This is a genomic window from Actinoplanes sp. NPDC051861 (assembly GCF_040681145.1).
Classification (GTDB): Bacteria; Actinomycetota; Actinomycetes; order Mycobacteriales; family Micromonosporaceae; genus Actinoplanes.
Map to the genome: position 1 here is coordinate 386,288 of NZ_JBFAYE010000002.1, position 23,661 is coordinate 409,948.

A 23,661-nucleotide genomic window follows, 5' to 3' on the forward strand; every position below is an offset into this window, starting at 1 on the left:
ATCGTATCGGCGTACCCCCGACCGGGGGCGAATTGAGTCAAGAGTCTCATGCGCGCCGGGCGGCGCGCGGGGTCACCTGGCGAGGGCCATGGCGTAGGCGGGATACCACTGACCTGCGGGCGGGGCGCCGTTGCCACAGGCGCCGTCCGATTCTCCGGGCCTCTTCACCCAGAGGTACGCGTCCGCGAGCGGATACCCGGTCCGCAGCGTCGGCGGGATGCCCAGCCGCCGCCCGGGTGGATTGCACCAGTGCCGGTCACCCCCGCCCCGTCTCGCCGGCCCGTTGCCGTTTCGGCTGGTGTCGACGACGAAGTGGCGGCCGCCGACGAGACGGGACAGCTGTGTCCCGTACCTGAGATTGAGGGTTGTGGTTTCGAAGTTGGCGACGTTGAGGGCGAAGCCGTTCGCCCGCAGCACGCCGGCCCGGCGCAGGGCGGGCGCGATCCGGGTGACCGGTATCCAGGTGGGGTTGCCCGCGTCCAGATAGACGGTGACGCCGGGCAGCGCGCGCAGGGTGTCCACGGCGTGGGCGAGCAGGGCGTATCGCTCGGCGGTGGCACGCGCGGTCAGGCAGCCGCCGCGGACCGCCTGGGCGACCGCGTCCGGTTCCAGGATCACCAGCGCGGGCCGGCCGCGCAGCGCGGCGGCCAGCGACGCGATCCAGGCCCGGTAGCCGCGGGCGCCGGGCGCGCCACCGCCCGAGTGGCTGCCGCAGTCCCGGTGCGGGATGTAGTAGAGCGCGAGCACCGGCAGCCGCCGGTTCGCCGCGGCGGCGTGCACCAGCCGCCGGGCCCGCAGCTGATAGCCCGGCCTGGCGTCGGTGAACCAGGTGGCGGCCGGCCGGTCGGCGATGCGGCGCAGGACCGCCGCGTCGGCCTTGCGGCCGCCGCGTTCCAGGGCCCGGACGTGGTCGGCCGCGGCGCCCTGCGGGTCGACGTAGAGGCCGGGGTACGAGGCGCCGGCCGTCTCCGGGACACGGACGGCCGGCGCCGGTTCCCGCTGCTGCAGGAGCACTCCTCCGGCCGACACCGCGAGCAGCGCGGTGAGCAGGGCGGCCCGCCGTCGCCGGCGGTCCACCCGGAGGTGGCGGGGCATCGGTCAGCGCACCCGAACCCAGCGCGCGACGGACGGCACGCCCCGGTCGTCGATCAGGAAGAGCATGTACCAGCCGGACGGCACCAGCCCGGCCCGCTTCGGCACGGTGATCTCCACGCCACCCGCGGCCGGAACGACGTCCACCGCGACCGACCGCTGATCGGTGTCGGTCACATGGGTGACCGAGCTGGGCCGGATCAGCCGGGCCGAGGTGATCCGCGCGGCGTCCGGGGTGGCGAACGACGCGGTCTCGTCGCGGGAGATCTCGGTGGGGCCGCCGGCCATCGTCGGCCGCGTCCCGCGGAAGAGGTACGGCGGACTGAACACCTCGATCCGCTGCTCGAACGTCCCGGCGTTCTTACCCGTCTCGTCGTAGAGCGGGTCACCGCCCAGCGTGATCACCCGGCCGTCGGGCAGCAGGATCGCCTCGGAGTGGTAGTTGCGGCCCACCGTGGAGTCGGCGGCGGTGGCGAAGGCGTTCTCGGCCGGCCGGTAGATCTGCGAGTTGAACAGGTCGCTGCGCGGCTCGCCTCGGTACGCCCCGCCCCGGTACCCGGACGACCCGCCGGTGGTGAACACGGTGTCGTCGGGCAGCAGCACCGTCGAGAGGTAGCGGGCGGGTTTCGGCAGGTCCGGTCCGGGCCGGTAACGCGGCTGCCGCTCGTCCAGGTCGACGATGTCGGTGCGTGCCGTAGAGACCGGCGACTCACCGATCTCGCCACCGCCGAGGATCATCACCTTCTGATCCTGTGCCGGCGCCAGCAGCACCGACGAGCTGGTCTCGGTCATCCGCGGGTCGCGCAGCCCGGGTACGGCACGGAACCTGTTGCGTTCCACGTCCCAGACGCCCGGCGTGCGCCCCTCGGTGTCGGAGCCGTACCCGGCGTTGGACCCGGAGTAGAAGACCTGCCCGTCGGCCATCATGTGCAGGCTCGGATAGGTGGGGAAGTACCGCTTGAGTTCGGGCGCGCGCACCCAGCGGCGCTCGCCCGGCAGATAGCGCTCGTTGCGGCCGGGCAGGATCCGGCCGAACTGGTCGAGCCCGGAGACCGCCAGCACCTCGCCGTTGGTGAGCCCGATCAGCGTGGGGTACCAGCGATGGTCGCGCATGTTCCCGGTACGCACATAACGCTCCGCCACCGGGTCGAACTCGTACGACGTCCGGTCGCCCCCGTACTCCTGCTTCTCCCGAGTGATCTTGTCGGCGACCCCGTACAGGTTCTTCGCGTCGTCGCCGGTCAGGCCGTCGATCGTGTACTGGGCCGGGTCCTGGACGACCGCGCCGTCGCCCTTCTGCTCGGCGTCCACCCACACCTCGGCCGCGCCGGCGTGCACCATAATGTGCGCGCCGTGCGTGACCTTCCTCGCGGCCGGAACGGTCACCCTGGTCCGGGTCAGATAGATCAGCCCGGCCGGCGACCGCAGCCGGGTGCCCTTGTCGAACACCCGGTCACCGTGGTCCGGCGACTCGTTCTTGATCTTCATGACCCCGGCCGCGTGCTCCACGTCCGCCTCGAGCACCTCGTACGACTTCGTGCCGCCGGCGACCAGGAGGTTCCCGTTCGGCAGGAAGGTGTGTCCCGCGCAGAACACGTCGGTCGGGGTCGGCACCTCGGTGAACTCCTCGGTGCCCGGGTCGAACAGCACGGTCCGGAACGACTTCTCCTCGAACGCGTCCCGGTTGTTGCCGCTGCCCGCGATGATCAGCACTTTTCCGGTGTGCAGCAGGGCGGCGTGGATCGCGTTGACCCGGAAGTCGTGCGGCACCGGCAGGCGTGCCCAGTGGCCGTACCTCTTCTTGTAGGACTCCCGGTTGATCTGGTACGTGTGCAGCGCCTCGCCGGCGACCGCGACCATCGGCCGGTTGGCGACCGCCACTCCGGCCAGCACCACCAGCGTGGCCAGACCGCTCGCCAGGCGGCGGGCGAGGGTGGGACGCGAGCGGGGCTTCATGCGGGGACTTCCTTTCGGGAACGGGACAGCCAGACGGCTGCCGGGGTGAGGCAGATGACCAGGTTGAGGGCGGGCCAGGCGTACATGGCCGCGTCGACGTGGTCGATGAACGGCGCGACGGCGAGCATCGCGGCGTAGAGGGCGGCCCAGCGCAGGCCGGGCGCGAACGTGGCGAGCCGATCCGGGCTGGCCGAGTCGCCCTTCGGCGTCACCACGAAACCGGTACGCCGGCCGAGCACCGCCGACACCAGCGACGACACGTAGACCGGGGTGCACAGCGTGGACGCCAGCATCCCGGACAGTCCGGACGACCCGGACCCCTCGTGCGGGCTGACGTTGTGCCGCCGGTTGAACAGGTACAGGGCGATCTGGAACAGCGCGGCGTCCACATAGAGCATCAGCCACACCTGCTCCGGCACCTGCACGCCCTTCGCGCCCAGCAGCAGGAACCCGGCCGCGTTGGCCGCGCCGAGCAGCCACGCGAGCGCGGTGAGCGGGTAGTACGACATCAGCAGCGCGTAGTGCAGTGCCCGCCCCGTGCCCAGCCGCCAGGACAGCCCGGCGAAGCGGCGTACGACGACCTCGTCGGTGCCGCGCGACCAGCGGTCCTGCTGGGTGAAGTAGTCGGTCCAGGAGGACGGTCCCTCGCCGACGGCCAGCACGTCCGGGGTGTAGACCGACCGCCACCGGTTCCCGGTCGCCGGGTTCTTCGACGCGTGCAGCTTCAGGCTGGTCGCCATGTCCTCGGTGATCGAGTCCTGGAGCCCGCCGACTTCCTTCAGCGCCGCGATCCGCACCGCGTTGTTCGTGCCGACCAGCATCGCGATACCGCGCCGGTTGCCGGCCCGCTGCAACAGCGAGTGGAACAGGTACTGCTGGGACTCGGCCCACCGGGTGACCAGGTTGTCGTAGTTGCCGTAGATCTGCGGTCCGACGACGAACGCCACGTCCGGGTCGCGGAAATAGCCGAGCAGCCGCTCGCAGAAGTTCGGCGCCGGAACGTGGTCCGGGTCGACCGACACGAACACGTCGTACTCGTCGCCGTACGCGTCCAGCCAGGAGTTGTAGTTGCCGTGCTTGGTCCTGGCCTTGAAGATGCCGCCGTCGGTGTTCCAGCAGGGCACGCCCTTGCGCGTGAAGTGCCGCACGCCCAGCCGCCGGCACATCAGCTTGACGACCGGGTCGTCGCCCTCGTCGAGCAGCCAGACGTCGTACTGCCCGGCGTGCCGGATCTCCCGGGCGGCCCGCAGCGTCTTCTCCACCATCGCGATCGGTTCCTTGCCGGGAACGATCGTGGTGAGGAACGCGACCCGCGTCCGGGTGTCCGGCACGACCGGCACAGGGTCACAGGCCCAGAGCGTCGCGAGGCACAGGGTCACGACGTTGACCAGCCGGAACAGCTCGATCGCCGCGGTCGCCACGATCATGAAGACGGTGGCCAGGTAGAGGATCGTGTGCAGGCGCTGGTCGGGCAGCTCGATCGAGGCGACCAGCCAGCCGAAGAACGTGCTCTCGAAGGCGAACGCGAACAGCGTGATCAGCAGCGTCCGGATCGGGCGGCGGCGGGCCAGCGGGCGCATCTCGACCCGGTAGGGCCGGTCGTCGGGCGGCTTCCCGGCCGGACCGGCGAGCACGCTGTAGGCGGCGTACTCGAACTGCGTCGGAATGACGAGCGTGCTGCCGAGCTGATCGCGAGGCATCGGTGCGCGCCCGGCGGGCGGGCGCTGAGCGGGAACGGGCCGGTTGTGGGCAGGGGGAGTCGCCCCGGAGCCCGGGGTTCGCAGAACACTCATGGATCAGGCCGACACCGGGATCGCCGGGCGGATCGCCGGTCGCCGTTCGGCCGGTCCCGCGTTGGTGGGCCGTGGCCGGGTCGCTGTGGCCGGTCCCGCGTTGGCGGCGAGGATCAGCCGGCGCGGCGTGCCCTGCGGTTCGGTCTTGCGGACGAAGCCGCGGCGCGCCGCGGCGAAACCGGACCGGTCGGTGTAGATGTCGCGGCTCATCTCGGCGAGTTCGCGCGTCTCGTAGACCTCGAGGGGGATCCGCTCAGCGGCGAGCCGCTTCGCCTTCGCCGCGCGTCGCTTGCGCGCGGTGCGCACGTCACTGTGGTGGTCGGCCAGGGCGGCGAGCCATTGAGCGTACGCCTCCGGATGCCTCGGCCCGACCTCGTCCACCAGTCCGAGCCGTGCCGCCTGGCCGGCGCTGATCGGGAGCTTGTCGTCGATGAGCCGCTGTGCGCTGTCCGTGCCCACCCGCCGGGGCAGCGTGAACGTGTGCAGTTCCGAGCCGAACAGCCCGATGTCGTAGTACGGGTTGAGCACGATCCCGTCCCGGGCCGCGATGATGTCCGCGCCGAGCCCGAGCATCACACCGCCCGCGCCGGCGTTGCCCGCGTACGCCGCCACCACGATCTGCCGGGTGCAGGTGATGATCTCCCGGCAGACCTCGTTGATCGCCCGGATGCCGGCCCAGGCCGCGCCCGCCGGGTCGGCCGCGCCCTCGATCGCGTTGAGGTGGATGCCGTTGCTGAACGCCTCGGTACCGCCGCGCAGCACGAGCACCCTGGTGTCCTGCGCGACGGCGTGGCGCAGGCCGGCGAGCAGGCGGCGCGAGTGCCCGGCCGCCATCGCGCCGTTGTAGAAGTCGAAGTGCAGCCAGCCCACCGCACCGGTGCGCCGGTATCGGACCTGCCGGTACGCCGACGGCGCCTCCGGGTCGGCCTGCGGGCCCGCGGGGGAGTGCGGCACACCGCGCAGCCGCTCGCCGAGCACGGTCGTGGCGGGGAGCTTGATGCCGCCCTCGGCCGCCGGGCGCAGGTGCCCGATCCAGAGGCTGCCGTCACCGGTGGCCACGAGCACCGCGCCCTGGCGGCGGCTCAGGATCGAGCCGGGACGCCCGCCGCGAGCCAGGCCGAGGTGCGCGTCGTACGCGTACACCTCAAGGCCACCCACCTCGGTGCGCACCCCGGGTGAGCCGTCCGCGGCCCGGACCCTTCGCAGAATGCTCTCGCTGGGCTCCGCCCAGCCGAAGGCCCGGTCCCGCTGCCGGATCGGCGGCCGCGGTCGTGCCCCGGGTGCCTCGGTGGGTGTGTTCTCCGCCGGCACCGGCACGAACGACGGATCGGACGCCTTCGCGACCACCTCGAAGACGCATTCCAGCGCGGCGTCCGAGACCGGGCCGAGATAGAGCGCGGACTTGCGCGGCGGCGCGGCCGGCATCGGGAACGTGCGGGTGGCCCAGATGGGCCCGGCGTCGAACTCCTCGACGGCCTGCAGCGCGGTGACGCCCCAGGCCGGGGCGCCGTCGCTGATCGCCCAGTCCAACGAGGACGGACCGCGGTCGCCGACCGGGCCGGGATGGATGATCACCGTGCGCCAGCGCTGCCAGACCTGCGCGGGCACGCGCTCGGTGAGATACGGGCAGATGATCAGGTCCGGCGCGGCCGCGTGCACGCCGTCGACGATCTCCCGGCCGTTCGCCGCGAGCAGCACCCCGACGTCGTGCCCCGCCTCCCGCAAAGCGCACCACACCCGTTGACTCAGGCCGTTGAACGCCGAGACGAGCAGCAGGATCCGCACGTGTTGCCTCCCCGGATGACGTGCTCACACCGAACGGGCACTTTTCACGACGCGCCGGATCTCATGTCGGACATGCTGTGCGATAAGACGCGGCCTCCCGGAACTGTCGGCGTGTCGGACTAAGCTGTTCCCTACACCCCCGCCCTTCTGGTCGTCAGGGGTTGTTCGTCGTGCCCTCAGGGGGATTTCCTGCCATGCAGCTTTCCGGACTGATCCCAGCCGCCCTGCGCGATCGCGGCCTCGCCCGCGCTCGTGACCTGGCCCGCAAGGGCTTCGTCGACTCGGACTCGCTCGATCTGACCGCGCCCGTCTCGCTGCGGCCCTTCGTGGTCGCCGCGGTGGCCGGCAGCGGTGACGCCGGGGCGCAGCGGCCGGTGCTCGCCGTCACCGCGACCTCCCGCGAGGCCGACGACCTGGCCGACGCGCTCGGCTGCCTGATCGAGCCGGACCGGGTGGCGGTCTACCCGTCCTGGGAGACGCTGCCGCACGAGCGGCTGTCACCGCGCTCGGACACGGTCGGCCGCCGCCTGGCCGTGCTGCGCCGCCTCGCGCACCCCGGTGAGCAGCCGCTGCAGGTGATCGTCGCGCCGGTCCGGTCGCTGCTGCAGCCGCAGCTCAAGGGCCTGGGCGACCTGGAGCCGGTCGAGCTGGTCTCCGGGCGCGAGGCCGAGCTGGAGGGGGTCGCCCGGCGGCTTTCCGACATGGCGTACGCGCGGGTGGACCTGGTCACCAAGCGCGGCGAGTTCGCAGTCCGCGGCGGCATCCTGGACGTGTTCCCGCCCACCGACGAGCACCCGTCACGGGTCGAGTTCTGGGGCGACGAGGTCGAGGAGATCCGCACGTTCGCGGTCGCCGACCAGCGGACCATCGACCAGGTGGAGCGGCTCTGGGCTCCGCCCTGCCGGGAGCTGCTGCTCACCCCCGAGGTCCGGTCGCGAGCCGCCGAGCTGTCGACGGCGCACCCGGAGCTGGCGGAGATCCTGGACAAGCTCGCCGAGGGCATCCCGGTCGAGGGCATGGAGTCGCTGGCGCCCGCTCTGTTGGACGGGACTCAGAGCATGGAGTTGCTGATCGACTGCATGCCGGCGGGCACACACGTGCTGCTGTGCGACCCGGAGCGCATCCGGACGCGAGCGCATGACCTCACCCGTACATCTGATGAATTTCTCGAAGCGTCCTGGGCCGCGGCCGCCGTCGGAGGCCAGGCACCCATCGACGTCGGCGCCGTCGCCTTCCGGACGCTGGCCGACGTCCGCGCGCACGCCGGGGTCCTGCGGCAACCGTGGTGGACGATCTCCCCGTTCGGCCTGGCCACCGCGGAGACTCCCGAGGCACTTCCGTGGGAGGACTCGGCGCCGGTCGAGGTCTCGCCGGACGCGGGTGACGCGATCGCCCTGGCCGCCCAGCCGGTGCCGCTCTATCACGGTGACACCGCCAAGCTCGCCGGCGACCTGTCCGAATGGGTGGGCAGGGGCTGGGCGGTCGCGCTGGTCTTCGAGGGCAAGGGCACCGCCCAGCGGGCCACCGAGCTGCTGCGCGACGCCGGCCTCGGCGTGACACCGGTCGACTCGATCTCGGCACCGATCGAGGACGGGCAGCTGCTGGTCACGTGCGGCGGGCTCAACCACGGCTTCGTCGACGAGGCGTCCCGGCTCGCGGTGATCACCGGCAACGACATCTCCGGCGGCCGCGGCGCGTCCACGAAGGACATGCGCAAGATGCCGGCCCGGCGGCGCAACACCATCGACCCGCTCGAGCTGAAGACCGGCGACTTCGTGGTGCACGAGCAGCACGGCATCGGGCGCTACGTCGAGCTGGTGCAGCGCACGGTCAACGGCGCCGACCGCGAATACCTCGTGATCGAGTACGCCGCGTCCAAACGTGGCCAGCCCGGCGACCGGCTCTACGTGCCCACCGACCAGCTCGACCAGCTCTCGCGGTACGTCGGTGGCGAGTCGCCCAGCCTGCACAAGATGGGCGGCGCCGACTGGCAGAAGAGCAAGGCGCGGGCACGCAAGGCGGTGAAGGAGATCGCCGCCCAGCTCATCCAGCTGTATGCGGCTCGCCAGGCCTCGCAGGGACACGCGTTCGGGCCGGACACGCCGTGGCAGCGTGAGCTGGAGGACGCGTTCCCGTACACCGAGACGCCCGACCAGCTGGCCGCGATCCACGAGGTCAAGCACGACATGGAGCTGGCCGTGCCGATGGACCGGCTGATCTGCGGCGACGTGGGGTACGGCAAGACCGAGATCGCGGTGCGCGCGGCGTTCAAGGCGGTGCAGGACGGCAAGCAGGTGGCCGTGCTGGTGCCGACCACCCTGCTGGCCCAGCAGCACTTCAACACGTTCACCGAGCGGATGAGCCAGTTCCCGATCCAGATCAGGCAGCTGTCCCGGTTCCAGACGCCCAAGGAGGCGGCGCTCACGCTGGAGAACGCGGCCGAAGGCACCGCCGACATCGTGATCGGCACGCACCGGCTGCTCTCCAAGGCCACCCGGTTCAAGAACCTCGGCCTGATCATCGTGGATGAGGAGCAGCGCTTCGGCGTCGAGCACAAGGAGCAGCTCAAGGCGCTGCGCGCGTCGGTGGACGTGCTGACCATGTCCGCCACGCCGATCCCGCGGACCCTGGAGATGGCGATCACCGGCATCCGGGAGATGTCCACGATCGCCACCCCGCCGGAGGAGCGGCACCCGGTCCTCACGTACGTGGGGGCGTACGACGAGAAGCAGGTCGCCGCGGCCGTGCACCGCGAGCTGCTCCGCGACGGCCAGGTCTTCTACCTGCACAACCGGGTCGAGTCGATCGAGCGGGCGGCCCGCAAACTTCGCGAGCTGGTGCCCGAGGCGCGGGTCGCGGTGGCGCACGGCCAGATGAGCGAGGAGCAGCTCGAGAAGGTGATGGTCGGCTTCTGGGAGAAGGAGTTCGACGTCCTGGTCTGCACCACGATCGTCGAGTCCGGCATCGACATCCCGAACGCCAACACCCTCATCCTGGAGCGCGCCGACCTGCTCGGCCTCGCCCAGCTGCACCAGATCCGCGGCCGGGTCGGACGCGGGCGCGAGCGGGCGTACGCGTACTTCCTCTACCCCCGCGACAAGCCGCTGACCGAGCACGCCCACGAGCGCCTCGCCACCATCGCCCAGCACACCGAGCTCGGCGCCGGCATGTACGTGGCCATGAAGGACCTGGAGATCAGAGGCGCCGGCAACCTGCTCGGCGGTGAGCAGTCCGGTCACATCGAGGGCGTCGGCTTCGACCTGTACGTGCGGATGGTCGGCGAGGCAGTGCAGGCCTTCAAGGGCGAGCGTCCCGAGGAGGAGCCCGAGGTCAAGATCGATCTGCCGGTCGACGCGCACCTGCCCACCGAGTACATCTCCGTCGAACGACTGCGCCTGGAGATGTATCGCAAGCTCGCCGAGGCCCGCGACGAAACCCGCCTGGAGGAGGTCATCGCCGAGATGACCGACCGATACGGCGAGCCGCCCGCCCCGGTCGTCAACCTCATCGCCGTCGCCCGCTTCCGCCAGCTCGCCCGGCGGTACGGACTGACCGACGTCTCCATGCAGGGCAAGCACATCCGGTTCTCGCCGCTGGCCCTGCCGGACTCCAAGCAGATGCGGCTCAAGCGGTACCACCCGGACTCGGTGTACAAGTCCGTCAATGAACAGGTGAGCGTCCCGCGGCCGAGCACCCGGCGGGTCGGTGGCGAGCCGCTGCGCGACCAGGGACTCCTCGAGTGGTGTGCCCAGCTGCTCAAGGACGTCCTCGGCGACGCACCGGGGGTGGGCGACGTACGTCACACCGCGCGTGAGACAGTTTGACCATGTTGTCTGCTCGCCGACTCGCCACCGCTGTTGCCGTCGCGTCCCTCGCGCTGGGCGGCCTGTCCGCCTGCCGGTCGCAGCCCAACGTCGCCGCGTACATCGGGGACAGTGGGCGGATCTCGGAGCAGCGCGTCCAGGAGGTCTGGGACGAGGTGCACACCGGGCTCACCGACGCCGCCGCGCAGCAGCCGGCCCCGGCCGAGGGTGAGCAGGCCGCGCCCGCCGGTGTGCGGATGCCGATCAGCCGTGCCGACGTGCTGCGGGCCCTGATCGGCCAGCAGGTCTACGCGAACCTGGCGAAGCAGCGCGGGATCAGCTTCCCGGCCGGCGTGCCGTACGACGAGATCGCCCAGCAGCTCGGCGTCCCGGCCGGCACCGAGTACGCCCGGCTGGCCGCACAGGTCGCGGTCTACCGCCAGGAGCTCGGCCAGAAGGTCACCGCGCCGGCCGCGCCCACCGAGGAGGACATGCGCTCGGTCTACGACGCGCTGGCCGAGGGCGGCATGGTCGAGCCCGGCCAGGACTTCGCTGCCTGGAGCGCCGCCGTGACGCCGGCCAACCAGGAGGCCGTCGCCCGGGCCGGCGCGATCCGCCAGGAGCTGGAGAAGACCGTCGATACGATGGACATCGAGGTCAGCCCCCGCTACCACCCCTTCGAGTTCGACCTGCTCAGCACCCAGGGTGAGAACGGCCTGGTGAACCTGCTCGGCGCGCAGGTCGGCGAGGACCTCAGCGCGCCGGTGACCGACGCCCGCTGAGCATGCGCATCATCCTGCTGGTCACGTCGCCGAGGCTGCCCGCCGGGCTGCTGACCGCGGAGGCGTGGGACGCGCTCCGGGCATTTCCGGTGTTCGCCGGCGCCGAGAGCCCGCAGGCCGAGGCGCTGCGGGTGAGCGGTGTGCCGGTCACCGTGCTGCACACCGACGCGCAGGGGCTCCTCGACGCGATCGCGGGGCAGCCGGCCGCGGTGTGGCTGGCGGGACCGGACGGCGACCAGGACTTCGCGCGGCAACTCGGGCTGCGGCTCGCCCGCGAACCGGCGCTGGCAGAGCTGGAGCTCATGTACGGCTCGTGGGACCCGGCGGGCGCGCGGCTGCTCGACGCGGTGACGGTCATGGACCGGCTGGTCTCGCCGGGCGGCGATCCGTGGAAACGGGAGCAGACGCACCAGACGCTCGCGCCGTACCTGCTCGAGGAGAGCTACGAGGCGTACGACGCGATCGAGTCGGGCGACCTGGAAGCCCTGCGTGAGGAGCTCGGCGACGTGCTGCTGCAGGTGGTGCTGCACGCGCGGCTCGCCGAGGAGCAGCCGGACGGGCACGGGTGGACGATCGACGACGTGGCCGGCGGGCTCGTGGAGAAGATGGTGCGGCGCAACCCGCACGTCTTCGCCGGTGAGCAGGTGGCGGACATCGAGGAGATCACCGCCAACTGGGAGCGGATCAAGCGGGCGGAGAAGGAGCGGGACTCCGTATTGGACGGGATCGCACTGAGCCAGCCCGCCCTCGCCCTGGCCGCCAAGATCCTTCAGCGCGTCCAGCGTGCCGGCCTGGACGTTGCGCTGCCGCACGGCGACGACCTCGGCGCCGGCCTGCTGCGGCTGGTCGCCGACGCCCGCGCCGCCGGCCTCGACCCGGAGACCGAGCTGCGCCGTGCCGCACTGGACTTCGCGGACGCGGTGCGTGCGGCGGAAAATGTCGGTCCCCCGGAGTAGTTTTCTCGGCATGCCGGAGTTCGTTCCACTCGCCGAGCGCATCGTCGACGCCCTGCTGGAAAGCAATCCCGCGACGGCGTCCGATGCGGGCGACCATCGCTTCGACGACCGCCTGCCCGACTTCTCCGAGTCCGCCACCACGGCGACCGCCGCCATGCTGCGTGACGCCGCCGACGCGCTCAGCGGCGTCGACGCCGACGGCCTGGACGCCGAGGACCAGGTGGACCACGCCATCCTCACGGCCCGCGTGGAGCAGGCGCTGTTCGAGCTGGGCGAGATCCGCGAGCACGAGTGGAACCCGTTGGTCCACAACCCGGGCCCGCTGCTGCACGGCCTGATCGCGCGCCCGTTCGCCCCGGTCGAAGAGCGGCTGGAGAGCCTGGCGGGTCGCCTCGCCGCGATCCCGGACGCGCTGGCCACCGCCCGTGCCGCGCTGCGCGACGTGCCGCGCATCCACGCCGAGACGGCGGCCGGCCAGTTCGCCGGCACGGCCGCGCTGATCCGCGACGAGGTGCCCGCGATGCTGGCCCAGGCGCCGGGGATGGCCGGCGTGGTGGAGCCGGCCTCGGGCGCCGCGCTGGCCGCGCTGAGCGAGTTCGACGCGTGGCTGCGCGGTCTGATCGACAGCGGTGAGCCCGGCCGCGACCCTCGACTCGGCCGCCGCCTCTGGGAGGCGCGGCTCTGGCACACGCTGGACACCGAGTTGTCCGCCGCCGAGGTGCTCTCCCGAGCCCGGGCCAACCTGGACAGGGTGAGTGAGGAGCTGCGGGCGGCCTCCGCCGAGCTGGTCGGTGGTCCCGCTTCCGACGACAGCATCCGTCGTGCGTTGTCCCTGATCGCCGAGCAGCACCCCGACAACACCTCGATCGTCGGGCTCGCCAAGGGCACGATGGACGAGGCGACCGAGTTCGTCCGCCGCCACGACATCGTGTCGCTGGTGGACGACCCCTGCGTCATCGAGGAGATGCCGGAGTTCGCCCGGGGCGTCGCGGTGGCCTACTGCGACCCGCCCGGTCCTCTGGAGACGGCCGACGTGCCGACCTTCTACTGCATCGCCCCGGCACCGGCGGACTGGCCCGCGGAGCGGATAGCCAGCTTCTACCGGGAGTACAACAACGAGATGCTCCGCAACCTGACCGTGCACGAGGCGATGCCCGGCCACTTCCTGCAGATCGCACACTCGCGGCGCTTCCGGGCCGCGACCCGCGTCCGGGCGCTGGGCTGGTCCGGCCCGTTCGTCGAGGGCTGGGCGGTCTATGCGGAGGAGCTGATGACCGGGCTCGGCTTCGGCGGGCTACCGGTGCGGCTGCAGCAGCTGAAGATGCAGCTGCGGATGAGCCTCAACGCGATCATCGACCAGCTGACGCATTGTGAGGGGCTGGCCGAGGCGGAGGCGATGGAGCTGATGATCGGGCGCGGCTTCCAGGAGGAGGGGGAGGCGGCGGGGAAGTGGCGGAGGGCGTTGCTGACTTCTACGCAGCTCTCGACCTACTTCGTGGGCTATACGGAGATGGCGGGGATCGCGGGGGCTCGGCCGTTCGGGGCTACTCCCAAGGCTTGGCATGACGCGATGTTGGGGCATGGGTCGCCGCCGCCTCGGCATTTGAGGTCTTTGCTTGGTGTTTGAGGTTGTTTGGTCTCGTTGCTCTCCCCCCTCCCCCGGGGTGGGGTGTGCGTTGGGAGGTGCGAGAGCGGGCTGAGGGAGCCGGCGGGGGTGGGTTATTTGTTCCGTTTGTCGATCAGGTGAGCGGAGGGTGGGGGCATGAAGTCGAGTTCTTCGACCTCGTCGGCGTAGTCGACCAGGACCATCTCCACCGGGGTGCCTTCGATGCTGCCGGTGAAGCCGGCCAGGGCGCCTTCGACTGTTACGCAGGTGTCGAAGGACTCGAGGCCTCGGACGGTCAGGCAGGTGGCGTTGCGGCCGGCTCGGGTGGTGTCCTCCTGGGTGACCTCGACGCCCGGGTCTATGGCGGCGGTCTCCATCAGGGCCAGCACCGCTTCGGGGGTGACCATGCCCGACGTGGGTGGCAGGCCGTCGGTGGGGGTCGGGTCGGTGGTGGTGCAGGTCTTCGGGTCGCAGCGGGTCAGGGCGGCTTCGGTGCGGATGAGGCGGCCGCCGGTGAAGACGTAGGCTGCGCGGGCCGGGTCGGCGGTGCGGGTGGCGCGGGCTGTTTCGCCGCCGGGTAACCGGTACGTCGCGGTGTAGGTGAGGCGGGGGGTTCCGGCCAGCTGGTCGGCCAGTGAGGCGACCAGGTCCCCCGGAGTGGCGCCGGCCGCGCTGGCCTGGTCGAGGTCGCCGCAGGATGCCAGCGCCGAGGAAGTCGCGGCCAGGATCAGCAGGGCTGTGAGGCGGCGCGGGGTGGCGGGCACGAAGACCACCCTGTCGCACCCGCACAACCCCGCGCAATCGAGTATCCGGATGCGGCCGCGGTTGAATCAGGGCGAATGGCAGGACAATTGTCGGGTCGAAGTACCCGAATATTTCGACAATGAATTCAGACCGCGGTCAGAGCGGCGGCGGCCGCTGCCTCGCGGGCACGGGCGACCTGCTGACGCAGAACGTATCGGCGGATTATTTTCGCCTGGCGTTCGTCCTGTTCGAAGATCGCCACCATCTCCACCGAGAGCGGGCCGCGGAACGGGACCTGCTGGCGTACGGCGCTGACGCGCATCGCGATGGCGGGGAACTCCACCACCTCGCCGCCGAGCTGGACCCGCAGCCGCATCTCCTGGCCGGGCCGCAGGTCGACGTCGGTGAAGTGCGCGCGGACCGAGCGCTCGCTGATGTCGTGCACGCGGCCGATCGACTCGCGCCGGCCGGGGCGTACGAGCAGCACGTCCTCGCCACCGCCGCCGCGGACGAAGTTGCGGCGCTGCTCGACGGCCGGTTCCTCGAGGAGGCGGAAGTCCACCCGGTTCTCGTCGGCCGAGAGCATCGCGGCGCGTACGGCGTACAGGCCGCGGATGCCGGCCGGCCAGCGCAGGATCACGGTCGACCCCTGCGGCGGCACGTCGTCGAGGGCGAGAGACAGGGTCACGGCAGCGTCGGTGACCCGGACCACGCGGACGCCGCCGAGGCGTTCGTCCCCGGTGTCCATCTCGACGCGCGAGCCGCCGGCGGGAAACAGGCTACTGGTCATAGTGCCCAACGGTTCGGCAGGCCGGGCCGGGGTTTGAGGGATACCGGCGGGAGAGTTCACCGGCCCCGCGGACGGGTCATCGCCGGACTCGATACGCTCTCCCGTGTGGTCGGCCCGCAGGGTCGCGGACCGGAACTGTATTCGTTCAACTGTTAGGGAGCGACACACCAATGGCCACCATTGAAGCTATCGTCGCCCGCGAGATCCTCGATTCCCGGGGCAATCCCACCGTCGAGGTCGAGGTCGGCCTGGACGACGGCACGGTCGGCCGCGCTGCGGTTCCCTCCGGCGCCTCCACGGGTGCGTTCGAGGCTCTCGAGCTCCGCGACGGTGACAAGGGCCGCTACCTCGGCAAGGGTGTCGAGAAGGCGGTCGCCAACATCGAGGACCGGATCGCCGACGAGCTGATCGGTTACGAGGCGTCCGAGCAGCGCCTGATCGACCAGAAGATGCTCGACCTGGACGGCACCGACACCAAGTCGGAGCTGGGCGCCAACGCGATCCTCGGCGTGTCGCTCGCCGTCGCCAAGGCCGCCGCGCTCTCCGCCGAACTGCCGCTGTTCCGCTACGTCGGTGGCCCGAACGCCGCCGTCCTGCCGGTGCCGATGATGAACATCGTCAACGGTGGCGCCCACGCCGACTCGAACGTCGACGTGCAGGAGTTCATGATCGCCCCGATCGGCGCTCCCACCTTCCGCGAGGCGCTGCGCACCGGCGCCGAGGTCTACCACGCGCTCAAGTCGGTGCTGAAGAAGAAGGGCCTCTCCACCGGTCTCGGTGACGAGGGCGGCTTCGCGCCGAACCTGCCCGCCAACGCCGCCGCGCTGGACCTGATCGCCGAGGCCGTCCAGGCCGCCGGCTTCAACCTGGGCAGCGACATCGTCCTGGCCATGGACGTCGCCGCGACCGAGTTCTACAAGGACGGGTCGTACCTGTTCGAGGGCGCCCCGAAGTCGACCGACGAGATGATCGCGTACTACGCGAAGCTCGCCGCCGACTACCCGATCGTCTCCATCGAGGACCCGCTGGCCGAGGACGACTGGGCCGGCTGGAGCTCGATGACCGCTGAGCTCGGCGACAAGATCCAGATCGTCGGCGACGACCTGTTCGTCACCAACCCGCAGCGCATCGCCCGCGGCATCGCCGAGAGCGCCGGCAACGCGGTCCTGGTGAAGGTGAACCAGATCGGCTCGCTGACCGAGACGCTGGACGCCGTCGACCTGGCGCACCGGGCCGGCTTCAAGACCATGATGTCGCACCGGTCCGGCGAGACCGAGGACGTCACGATCGCCGACCTGGCGGTGGCGGTCGGCTCCGGCCAGATCAAGACCGGCGCCCCGGCCCGCTCGGACCGGGTCGCCAAGTACAACCAGCTCCTGCGCATCGAGGAGCAGCTGGAGACCGCCGCGCGGTACGCCGGTGCGGGCGCGTTCCCGCGTTACCGGGTCGGCTGACACCTCAGCGGCAGATCATGAAGTTTGTGGTTCCCGTCCCGGGCGACATAGGTTTCCCGGGGCGGGGCCACGACACGTGAGACGGGGAGGTCAGGATGCCGCAACGCCGAACGCCGAGCGGGCAGGGCCCGGCCCGCCGCCAGCCCGTGGCACGGAGCCGTAACGCGACTCGTAACACCGGTCCGATTCGGATGCCGTCACGGCGTACATCTGGATCTGGCTCGGAAAGCGGCGCAGCCGCAAAGCGCGAAAGCGGCGCAGCCGCGAAGCGCACCGGCGCACCACGCCCGCGCGCCCTCACCGGCCGGGCCACCGTCCTGATCGCGGTCTTCGTCGCCCTGGCCCTCGCCTACACCTACCCCCTCCGGGTGTATCTGGAGCAGGACGCCCAGATCGCCGAGATGGAGCGCGCCAAGGCCGCGCAGCAGGCGAAGATCACTGAGACCGCCAGTGAGCTGGCGAAGTGGAACGACGACGAATATCTGCGGATCCAGGCCAGGGACACGTGGTTCTACGTGCGTCCCGGCGAGACGCCGCTGCTCGTTTACTACGATGAGAGCGGTGCCGCTCGCGACGCCGAGAAACAAACGCCGGCGGCCGCCCCGGACCGCTGGTACGACACGCTGTGGAGCAGCGTCCAAGCCGCGAACGCGGAGCCCCCAAACTGATGGAAGATCCAAATCAGGCGGATCTCGACCTGGTCGCCGCCCAACTGGGCCGCCGCCCGCGTGGCACCCGGGCGATCGCGCACCGATGCCCCTGCGGCAACCCGGACGTGGTGGAGACCTCGCCGCGCCTGGACGACGGGACGCCGTTCCCCACGCTCTTCTACCTCACCTGCCCGCGTGCCACCGCCGCCTGCAGCCGCCTGGAGTCGGCCGGCGTGATGCGCGACATGCAGGAGCGCCTGAGCACCGATCCGGTCCTCGCGAAGCAGTACGCGGAGGCGCACCAGGACTATCTGGATCGCCGCACCGCCATCGAGGACGTCCCGGAGATCGCCAAGGTCTCCGCGGGTGGCATGCCGGACCGGGTGAAGTGCCTGCACGTCCACCTCGGGCACGCGCTGGCGGCCGGCCGCGGGGTGAACCCGTTCGGCGACGAGGTCCGCGACGCGATCGGTGAGTACTGGTCCGGCGGGCCCTGCGTCCATGCAGATTCGTAGGGCGCGAACCGGGGACGTCCGGGCCATCCGTTCCCTGGTGGACACGTACACCACCGATCGGCGCCTGCTGAGCAAGGCGACGGTCACCCTCTACGAGTCGGTCCAGGAGTTCTGGGTGGCCGAGGAGGACGAGACGGTCGTCGGCTGCGGTGCCCTGCACGTCATGTGGGAGGACCTCGCCGAGATTCGTACGGTCGCCGTCGACCCGGACCGCCGGGGCCGCAAAATCGGTCACAAGATCGTGGCCGCCCTTCTCGACCAGGCCCGCGAACTGGGTGTGGCCCGGGTCTTCTGCCTCACCTTCGAGACCCGGTTCTTCGGCTCGTTCGGGTTCTCCGAGATCGACGGCGCCCCGGTGCCGCACTCGGTCTACGAGCAGCTGCTGCGCTCGTACGACGAGGGTGTCGCCGAGTTCCTGGACCTGGAGCGGGTCAAACCGAACACGCTGGGGAACAAGCGAATGCTGTTGCACCTATGAGAGTCGCGGCCATCGACTGCGGCACCAACGCGGTCCGCCTGCTGATCGCCGACGTGTCCGGGGACAAGCTGACCGACGTCGCCCGCCGGATGGAGATCGTCCGGCTGGGCGAGGGCGTTGACCGCACCGGCATGCTCGCGCCGGCCGCGATCGAGCGCACCCGGCACGCGCTGCTCGGGTACGCCGCCGAGATCGCCGAGCTGGGCGTCACCGCGGTGCGGATGTGCGCCACCTCGGCCAGCCGGGACGCCTCCAACGCGCAGGACTTCCGCGACATGGTCCGCGGCGTGCTCGGCGTCGACCCCGAGGTGATCACCGGCGAGGAGGAGGCTCAGCTCTCCTACCTCGGGGCTGTTCAGGGCCTCTCCGCCGAGGGGCCCTATCTCGTCTACGACCTGGGTGGCGGCTCCACCGAGTTCGTCACCGGCACGCGCGCCATCTCCGTGAACATCGGCTGCGTGCGGATGACCGAGCGTCACCTGCACAGCGATCCGCCGACGCCGGCTGAGCTGGCGGCGGCGGAGGCGGACATCGTGGCCGCTGTGGACACCGCGCTTGCGGCCGTGGGTGGCCGGCAGGCCAGGACGCTGGTCGGGCTGGCGGGGACGGTCACGACCGTCGCGGCGTTGGCTCACAACCTTGAGGTGTACGACTCCGCGCGCATCCACCACAGCCGCGTCGAAGCCTCCGACGTCACCAGGGTCACCCAGGAGCTGCTGGGGATGACCGTCGCGGAGCGCCGCGCGCTGCCGGTGATGCACCCGGGGCGGGCCGACGTGATCGGCGCCGGCGCCCTGATCATGCAGATCATCCAGGAGCGTTCCGGGCAGTCCGCGGTGATCGCCTCCGAGCACGACATCCTGGACGGCATCGCGTTCGGCCTCACCACCGACTGACCACTCACCCCGCCGCCCGCCGCCCGCCGCCCGATTGCGTGTGGAGTTTGGGTGCGTGGGTGGGCCGTACTCCACACGCTGGGTGGTGCGCGGTGTGCCCGGTTGCGTGTGGAGTTGGGGTGCGTGGGTGGGCCGTACTCAACACGCTGGAGGGGTTGGTAGTGTGCTGTTGACGGTACTTCGGATTGCACAGTAGTGTGCGTCGCGTGGATGCGACCCAACTACTCAAGGGCGTGCTCGACCTGGCGGTCCTCGCCGTGCTGCGCGACGAGGACGGTTACGGCTACGACATCCTGCGCCGGCTGCGAGCCGCCGGCCTGGAGGACGTCGGCGACGCCTCGGTCTACGGCACCCTGCGCCGCCTGTTCTCCAGCGGCCTGCTGAACAGCTATGTGGTGCCCAGCGACGAGGGCCCGCACCGGAAGTACTACGCCCTCAACGAGGCCGGCCGCACCGAGCTGCAACGGTCCGGCAAGGTCTGGAAGGGCTTCGCATCGATCATGGATGATCTGCTTCGCGAGCGGGGGACGGCGTGAACCTGACGGAACAAACCGAGATCGCCCTCTACGTCGAGGAGGTCCGTCAGGCGCTCGCCGACCTGCCCGCGACCACCCGCGAGGAGCTGCTCGAGGATCTGCCGGAGCATCTGGCCGAGGTGCTCGCCGAGGGGCCCGGCACGCTGACCGAGCGGCTGGGCACGCCGCAGGCCTACGCCGCCGAGTTGCGCGCGAGCGCCGGGGTCACCGGGTCCGTGCCGCGGCCGCCGGGTGGGGCGGCACGCCTCGCCGAGCTGCGGGGGCGGCTCGGCGAGGCGGTGCGGCGGGCCGACGTCCGGGTCGGGCCATTGCTGGGGTACGCGAAAGCGAGCGAATTCCTCGCGCTGCTCCGCCCGGGCTGGTGGGTGCTCCGCGGCTACCTGGCCGCGATGGCGTTCGCGATCCTGGTGGACGGCAACGCCGGCCCGCTCGGACTGCTGCCCCGACTCGGCGACAACGAGCTGGTCGGTCTGCTGCTGGCGGCCGCGTTCATCGTCGGCTCGATCTGGCTGGGCCGCCGCGGCGTACCCGCGAAACGGCTGCCCCGGCTGGCGATGCGGGCCGCCACCGTCGGCCTGGCCCTGTTCGCCGTCGTCGGGTTCTTCGAGGCGGACGGTGACACCCGCGATTTCACCGACTCTCCGGACACGGTCACCTACATCAACGACTACCAGGACGTGCAGGGCGTGCAGGACGTGCAGGACGTGTTCGTCTATGACGGGCAGGGCCGCCTCGTCCAGGGCGCCCAGCTCTTCGACCAGAACGGCAATCCGATCCGCTTCGGCGAGCCGGGCTGCGTCGACGAGGCCACCGGAAACTGGTACCCGGCCCGTGGCCTCGGCTATCCGTACTGTCCCGAGCGCGCGCCGTTCCGTGCGGCGCCGTCGCCGTCCGAACCGTCGTCGTCACCCTCAGCAAGTTCTCAGCCAACTCCGAGCGAGAGTCCGTCGATAGGCCCGTCCGCGGGCAAATAAAGCCTGGTAGTGGGGTCGCGCGGGAGCGACGGCGGTGACTATCCTCCCGTGCTGGCGGTCGGTGCGACCGGCCGCGACCTTCGACAATTTAGGATTTCCCATGACTGACCCGGTCGTGCCGCCCGGCGGCGCACCTGGCTACCCGGCGCCGCAGGGCAACCCGGGATACCCGGCTCCGAACGCGGGTGCCCCGGGCTACCCGGCTCCGAACGCGGCCGCGCCCGGCTACCCCGCTCCGAACGCGGCAGCCGGTTTCCCGCCGCCGAACGCGGGCGCTCCCGGCTTCCCGCCGCCGAACGCCGGCGCTCCCGGCGAGATCCCGCCGCCGGTGCAGCCCGAGGCCCCGAAGAAGAAGGGCTGGGTCAAGCGGATCCTCGGCATCGTGGTCACCGTGATCGTCGTGGTGCTCATCAAGAGCTTCCTCGGCAGCGCGCTCGCCAAGGACCCGACCGAGAACGCCAAGGCCGGCGACTGCATCTCGATCAGCGGCGAGATGACCGAGACGGCCGGTGAGGTCGACGCGAAGATCGTCGAGTGCACCGCGTCCGACGCGAAGTTCACCGTCCTCGAGCGCGTCAACGGCGTGAAGGACGTGAACAGCACCGCCTGTGACCCGACCTTCGAAGCCAAGCTCAAGGAGGGCGACGAGGGCTACGCCATCGCCATGCCCGAGGGCGACGGCTACCTGCTCTGCCTCAAGGCCAACTGAGGCCTCGTCCGACCCGGGTGCGGGCCGGACCCGCCGGAATGGTGTGCTGTTGCGGTGCACCCGTCCGACGCGTCCGCCCGTACCCCTGACGGGGTTGTCGCACAGGCGGCCGGCGCCGCCTCACTGAGCGTGCTGGACGCCCACGTCGCGGATTGCTTCGCCTGTCCGAGACTGGTCACCTGGCGCACCGATATCGCCGTCGCCCGCCGCGCCGCCTTCCGGGACCAGGAGTACTGGGGACGGCCGGTGCCCGGCTTCGGCCCGGCCGGCGCCGAGATCGCGATCCTCGGCCTGGCACCCGCCGCGCACGGCGGCAACCGCACCGGCCGGATCTTCACCGGCGACCGCTCCGGCGACGTGCTCTTCGCCGCGCTGCATCGCGCCGGGCTGGCCAATCAGCCGACCAGCGTGTCCATCGACGACGGCCTCGAACTGCGGCACACCCGGATCTTCGCGGCGGTGCGCTGCGCGCCGCCGGACAACAAGCCTCTGCCCGCCGAGCGCGACACGTGCGCGCCCTGGCTGCGGCGCGAGCTGGAACTGATCAGACCCACGCTGCGGGTGGTGGTCGCGCTGGGTGCGTTCGCCTGGCAGGCGTGGTGGCCGGCCATGATCTCGGTGTACGGCGAGAGCCCGCCCGTCCCCCGTCCGAAATTCGGGCACGGTGCCCTGGTGCGCGTCCCCGGCGTACCCGATCTGCTGGGGTGTTTCCACGTCAGCCAGCAGAACACGTTCACCGGGAGGCTCACCCCCGCGATGCTCGACGGCGTGTTCGCCCGTGCGAAGGCTCTGGCAGGCCTGGCATGATGCGAGCGCCGACAAACCTCGAGTCACGGATCTGAGCCCCCGCATGGACCTCGCCGCACTGCGCCGATGGTGGCCGCTGGCCGCCGTCGTCGGGCTGCTCTTCGTGCTCTCGCTCGCAGCCACCCGCTCGTCGCCGCAGCTGGACCACATCACCCCGTCGGCCACCCCGACCACGACGGCGCCTCCGCTGCTGCCGCCCCGGACCGCGGCGCCCAGCGCGGTGCCCACCGAGGAGCCGGTGCCGGAGGCGGCCCGCAGCCTGCCGTCCTGGATGGGTGACGCGGCCCTCGCCGTGCTCGGTGTCACCTCGGTGGCGATGGTCGTGGGCCTGTCCTGGGCGCTGATCCGCGACCATCTGCGCCGCCGGGTCCGCCGGGCCGGCAAGCGTGACCCGCGACGGGCGCCGCGAACCGCCGAGGATCTGGTGGCCGCGCTCGACGCCGGCCTGGAGGAGCTCTCCGACGCCGACCGTGACCCGCGCCGCGCGGTGATCGCCTGCTGGGTGCGGCTGGAGGACGCGGCCGCCGCGGCCGGCACGCCCCGGCATCCCGGTGACAGCCCGACCGACCTGGTCGGACGCCTGCTCGCCGAGCAGCAGGTGGACGCCGGCGTGCTCGCCGCGCTGCTGGAGGTCTATCGCGAGGCGCGCTACGCGACGCACACCGTGGACGATCAGATGCGGACACAGGCGCGGCTGGCGCTCCAGCGGCTGCGCGCCGACCTCGGCACCGAGCGCTCCGGGGTGCCCGCATGAGCGACGGTGGGCTGGACGATCTCTTCGGCGTTCCCCAGGAACCGGCCGAGGCGGTCGCCGTCGCCGCCGAGAAACCGCGGTCCCGGATACCGCGGATCGCCGGTGAGGCGCTGCTGATCGCCGTGACCACCATCGTGATCGTGGCCGGCCTGCGGTCCGCCTCGGTGAGCATCCCGATCGTGCTGATCGTCGCGTCGCTGATCGGCCTCCGCGTGATCATGTTCGCGGCATCCCGGCTCGCGCCGCCGCCGGTGCCCCGGGCCCGCTCGCTGACCCGCACCGAGACCGCGCGGGCGGCCGACGCGTTGCGTGCCGCGGTCCGGCGCTGGGAGCGAAACCTCGACCAGGCACATTCCGACCCCGAGCTGTATGCGCGTAACGTTCTGCCGGTGCTCGCCGAGCTGACCGACGAACGGCTGCGGTTGCGCCACGGCATCACCCGGGCCAGTGACCCCCGCCGCGCCCGGGAGTTGCTCGGGGAGGAACTCTGGTCGGCGCTGGACGAACCAGGCCGGCGTGGCCTGCGGGCGCGCGACGTCGAGACCCTTGTCAACGCATTGGAAAGACTGTGAGAAAGGCGC

The 23,661-nt window shown here is 71.4% G+C and carries 21 protein-coding genes; 15 read left to right on the forward strand and 6 right to left on the reverse strand.

Going from position 1 to position 23,661, the window contains the following annotated elements; genetic code table 11:
• Positions 1-72 precede the first annotated feature (72 nt).
• The 4 genes from AB0M02_RS08460 to AB0M02_RS08475 form a co-directional block, all read right to left on the reverse strand.
• Positions 73-1,095, reverse strand: a complete 1,023-nt coding sequence (locus AB0M02_RS08460) for a glycoside hydrolase family 6 protein (protein WP_364223568.1) — start codon at positions 1,093-1,095, stop codon at positions 73-75.
• A 3-nt stretch (positions 1,096-1,098) separates the two neighbouring features.
• Complete coding sequence (locus AB0M02_RS08465) at positions 1,099-3,048, reverse strand: galactose oxidase-like domain-containing protein (protein WP_364223570.1); 1,950 nt, start codon at positions 3,046-3,048, stop codon at positions 1,099-1,101.
• Complete coding sequence (locus AB0M02_RS08470; protein ID WP_364223572.1) at positions 3,045-4,748, reverse strand: glycosyltransferase family 2 protein; 1,704 nt, start codon at positions 4,746-4,748, stop codon at positions 3,045-3,047. The genes AB0M02_RS08465 and AB0M02_RS08470 overlap by 4 nt, the downstream gene beginning before the upstream one ends.
• Positions 4,749-4,844: 96 nt before the next feature.
• The gene (locus AB0M02_RS08475; RefSeq protein ID WP_364223574.1) at positions 4,845-6,626 is read right to left on the reverse strand and encodes an enoyl-CoA hydratase-related protein; all 1,782 of its coding nucleotides are present in this window, start codon (positions 6,624-6,626) and stop codon (positions 4,845-4,847) included.
• Between the two features lie 194 nt (positions 6,627-6,820).
• Here AB0M02_RS08475 and mfd point away from each other — a divergent pair, with 194 nt between their 5' ends.
• Genes mfd through AB0M02_RS08495 form a run of 4 tightly spaced genes read left to right on the forward strand, consistent with a single transcriptional unit; the run spans position 6,821 to position 13,794 of the window.
• On the forward strand, positions 6,821-10,450 hold the full coding sequence (gene mfd, locus AB0M02_RS08480; RefSeq protein WP_364223576.1) for a transcription-repair coupling factor: 3,630 nt from the start codon (positions 6,821-6,823) through the stop codon (positions 10,448-10,450).
• 2 nt (positions 10,451-10,452) lie between these two features.
• Entirely contained in the window at positions 10,453-11,211 is a 759-nt protein-coding gene (locus AB0M02_RS08485; RefSeq protein ID WP_364223578.1) for a hypothetical protein, read from the forward strand.
• Positions 11,208-12,167 (forward strand): nucleoside triphosphate pyrophosphohydrolase, encoded by a 960-nt coding sequence (locus tag AB0M02_RS08490; RefSeq protein WP_364224499.1) that lies wholly within the window; start codon positions 11,208-11,210, stop codon positions 12,165-12,167. Before AB0M02_RS08485 ends, AB0M02_RS08490 begins: the two co-directional genes overlap by 4 nt.
• Positions 12,168-12,177: 10 nt before the next feature.
• Positions 12,178-13,794: a DUF885 domain-containing protein gene (locus tag AB0M02_RS08495; RefSeq protein ID WP_364223580.1), complete on the forward strand. Its 1,617-nt coding sequence runs from the start codon at positions 12,178-12,180 to the stop codon at positions 13,792-13,794.
• Between the two features lie 92 nt (positions 13,795-13,886).
• Here the strand turns inward: AB0M02_RS08495 and AB0M02_RS08500 are convergent, their stop codons facing one another.
• Together AB0M02_RS08500 and AB0M02_RS08505 are read right to left on the reverse strand one after the other, a co-directional pair.
• The gene (locus tag AB0M02_RS08500) at positions 13,887-14,537 is read right to left on the reverse strand and encodes a hypothetical protein (RefSeq protein WP_364223582.1); all 651 of its coding nucleotides are present in this window, start codon (positions 14,535-14,537) and stop codon (positions 13,887-13,889) included.
• A gap of 125 nt (positions 14,538-14,662) precedes the next feature.
• Positions 14,663-15,307 carry a hypothetical protein gene (locus AB0M02_RS08505; RefSeq protein WP_364223584.1) on the reverse strand — a complete coding sequence of 215 codons (645 nt, stop codon included), beginning with the start codon at positions 15,305-15,307 and terminating at the stop codon, positions 14,663-14,665.
• Between the two features lie 170 nt (positions 15,308-15,477).
• Between AB0M02_RS08505 and eno the strand changes: the two genes are divergently transcribed.
• The 11 genes from eno to AB0M02_RS08560 all read left to right on the forward strand — a co-directional run bounded on the left by eno (position 15,478) and on the right by AB0M02_RS08560 (position 23,652).
• Positions 15,478-16,761 (forward strand): phosphopyruvate hydratase, encoded by a 1,284-nt coding sequence (eno, locus tag AB0M02_RS08510; protein ID WP_364223586.1) that lies wholly within the window; start codon positions 15,478-15,480, stop codon positions 16,759-16,761.
• A 95-nt stretch (positions 16,762-16,856) separates the two neighbouring features.
• Positions 16,857-17,429, forward strand: coding sequence for a septum formation initiator family protein (locus AB0M02_RS08515; RefSeq protein ID WP_364223588.1), 573 nt, complete (start codon positions 16,857-16,859; stop codon positions 17,427-17,429).
• Complete coding sequence (locus AB0M02_RS08520) at positions 17,429-17,926, forward strand: DUF501 domain-containing protein (RefSeq protein WP_364223590.1); 498 nt, start codon at positions 17,429-17,431, stop codon at positions 17,924-17,926. The genes AB0M02_RS08515 and AB0M02_RS08520 overlap by 1 nt, the downstream gene beginning before the upstream one ends.
• The gene (locus tag AB0M02_RS08525) at positions 17,913-18,404 is read left to right on the forward strand and encodes an amino-acid N-acetyltransferase (RefSeq protein WP_364223592.1); all 492 of its coding nucleotides are present in this window, start codon (positions 17,913-17,915) and stop codon (positions 18,402-18,404) included. Before AB0M02_RS08520 ends, AB0M02_RS08525 begins: the two co-directional genes overlap by 14 nt.
• A complete protein-coding gene (locus tag AB0M02_RS08530; RefSeq protein ID WP_364223593.1) occupies positions 18,401-19,300 on the forward strand; it encodes a Ppx/GppA phosphatase family protein in 900 nt (299 codons plus the stop codon). Before AB0M02_RS08525 ends, AB0M02_RS08530 begins: the two co-directional genes overlap by 4 nt.
• 206 nt (positions 19,301-19,506) lie before the next feature.
• Positions 19,507-19,836 carry a PadR family transcriptional regulator gene (locus tag AB0M02_RS08535; RefSeq protein WP_364223595.1) on the forward strand — a complete coding sequence of 110 codons (330 nt, stop codon included), beginning with the start codon at positions 19,507-19,509 and terminating at the stop codon, positions 19,834-19,836.
• Complete coding sequence (locus AB0M02_RS08540; protein ID WP_364223597.1) at positions 19,833-20,810, forward strand: hypothetical protein; 978 nt, start codon at positions 19,833-19,835, stop codon at positions 20,808-20,810. Before AB0M02_RS08535 ends, AB0M02_RS08540 begins: the two co-directional genes overlap by 4 nt.
• Positions 20,811-20,910: 100 nt before the next feature.
• Positions 20,911-21,519, forward strand: coding sequence for a hypothetical protein (locus tag AB0M02_RS08545; RefSeq protein ID WP_364223599.1), 609 nt, complete (start codon positions 20,911-20,913; stop codon positions 21,517-21,519).
• 54 nt (positions 21,520-21,573) lie between these two features.
• Positions 21,574-22,326, forward strand: a complete 753-nt coding sequence (locus tag AB0M02_RS08550) for a uracil-DNA glycosylase (protein WP_364223601.1) — start codon at positions 21,574-21,576, stop codon at positions 22,324-22,326.
• A gap of 43 nt (positions 22,327-22,369) precedes the next feature.
• Positions 22,370-23,080: a DUF4129 domain-containing protein gene (locus tag AB0M02_RS08555; RefSeq protein WP_364223603.1), complete on the forward strand. Its 711-nt coding sequence runs from the start codon at positions 22,370-22,372 to the stop codon at positions 23,078-23,080.
• Complete coding sequence (locus AB0M02_RS08560; protein ID WP_364223605.1) at positions 23,077-23,652, forward strand: hypothetical protein; 576 nt, start codon at positions 23,077-23,079, stop codon at positions 23,650-23,652. The genes AB0M02_RS08555 and AB0M02_RS08560 overlap by 4 nt, the downstream gene beginning before the upstream one ends.
• Positions 23,653-23,661: the final 9 nt, after the last annotated feature.

Bases quoted from the DNA above. Each gene is read 5' to 3' on its own strand.
- AB0M02_RS08460 (WP_364223568.1), bottom strand. From the start codon at position 1,095: ATGCCCCGCCACCTCCGGGTGGACCGCCGGCGACGGCGGGCCGCCCTG.
- AB0M02_RS08465 (WP_364223570.1), bottom strand. From the start codon at position 3,048: ATGAAGCCCCGCTCGCGTCCCACCCTCGCCCGCCGCCTGGCGAGCGGT.
- AB0M02_RS08470 (WP_364223572.1), bottom strand. From the start codon at position 4,748: ATGCCTCGCGATCAGCTCGGCAGCACGCTCGTCATTCCGACGCAGTTC.
- mfd (WP_364223576.1), top strand. From the start codon at position 6,821: ATGCAGCTTTCCGGACTGATCCCAGCCGCCCTGCGCGATCGCGGCCTC.
- AB0M02_RS08485 (WP_364223578.1), top strand. From the start codon at position 10,453: ATGTTGTCTGCTCGCCGACTCGCCACCGCTGTTGCCGTCGCGTCCCTC.
- AB0M02_RS08495 (WP_364223580.1), top strand. From the start codon at position 12,178: ATGCCGGAGTTCGTTCCACTCGCCGAGCGCATCGTCGACGCCCTGCTG.
- AB0M02_RS08505 (WP_364223584.1), bottom strand. From the start codon at position 15,307: ATGACCAGTAGCCTGTTTCCCGCCGGCGGCTCGCGCGTCGAGATGGAC.
- eno (WP_364223586.1), top strand. From the start codon at position 15,478: ATGGCCACCATTGAAGCTATCGTCGCCCGCGAGATCCTCGATTCCCGG.
- AB0M02_RS08515 (WP_364223588.1), top strand. From the start codon at position 16,857: ATGCCGCAACGCCGAACGCCGAGCGGGCAGGGCCCGGCCCGCCGCCAG.
- AB0M02_RS08520 (WP_364223590.1), top strand. From the start codon at position 17,429: ATGGAAGATCCAAATCAGGCGGATCTCGACCTGGTCGCCGCCCAACTG.
- AB0M02_RS08525 (WP_364223592.1), top strand. From the start codon at position 17,913: ATGCAGATTCGTAGGGCGCGAACCGGGGACGTCCGGGCCATCCGTTCC.
- AB0M02_RS08530 (WP_364223593.1), top strand. From the start codon at position 18,401: ATGAGAGTCGCGGCCATCGACTGCGGCACCAACGCGGTCCGCCTGCTG.
- AB0M02_RS08545 (WP_364223599.1), top strand. From the start codon at position 20,911: ATGACTGACCCGGTCGTGCCGCCCGGCGGCGCACCTGGCTACCCGGCG.
- AB0M02_RS08555 (WP_364223603.1), top strand. From the start codon at position 22,370: ATGGACCTCGCCGCACTGCGCCGATGGTGGCCGCTGGCCGCCGTCGTC.
- AB0M02_RS08560 (WP_364223605.1), top strand. From the start codon at position 23,077: ATGAGCGACGGTGGGCTGGACGATCTCTTCGGCGTTCCCCAGGAACCG.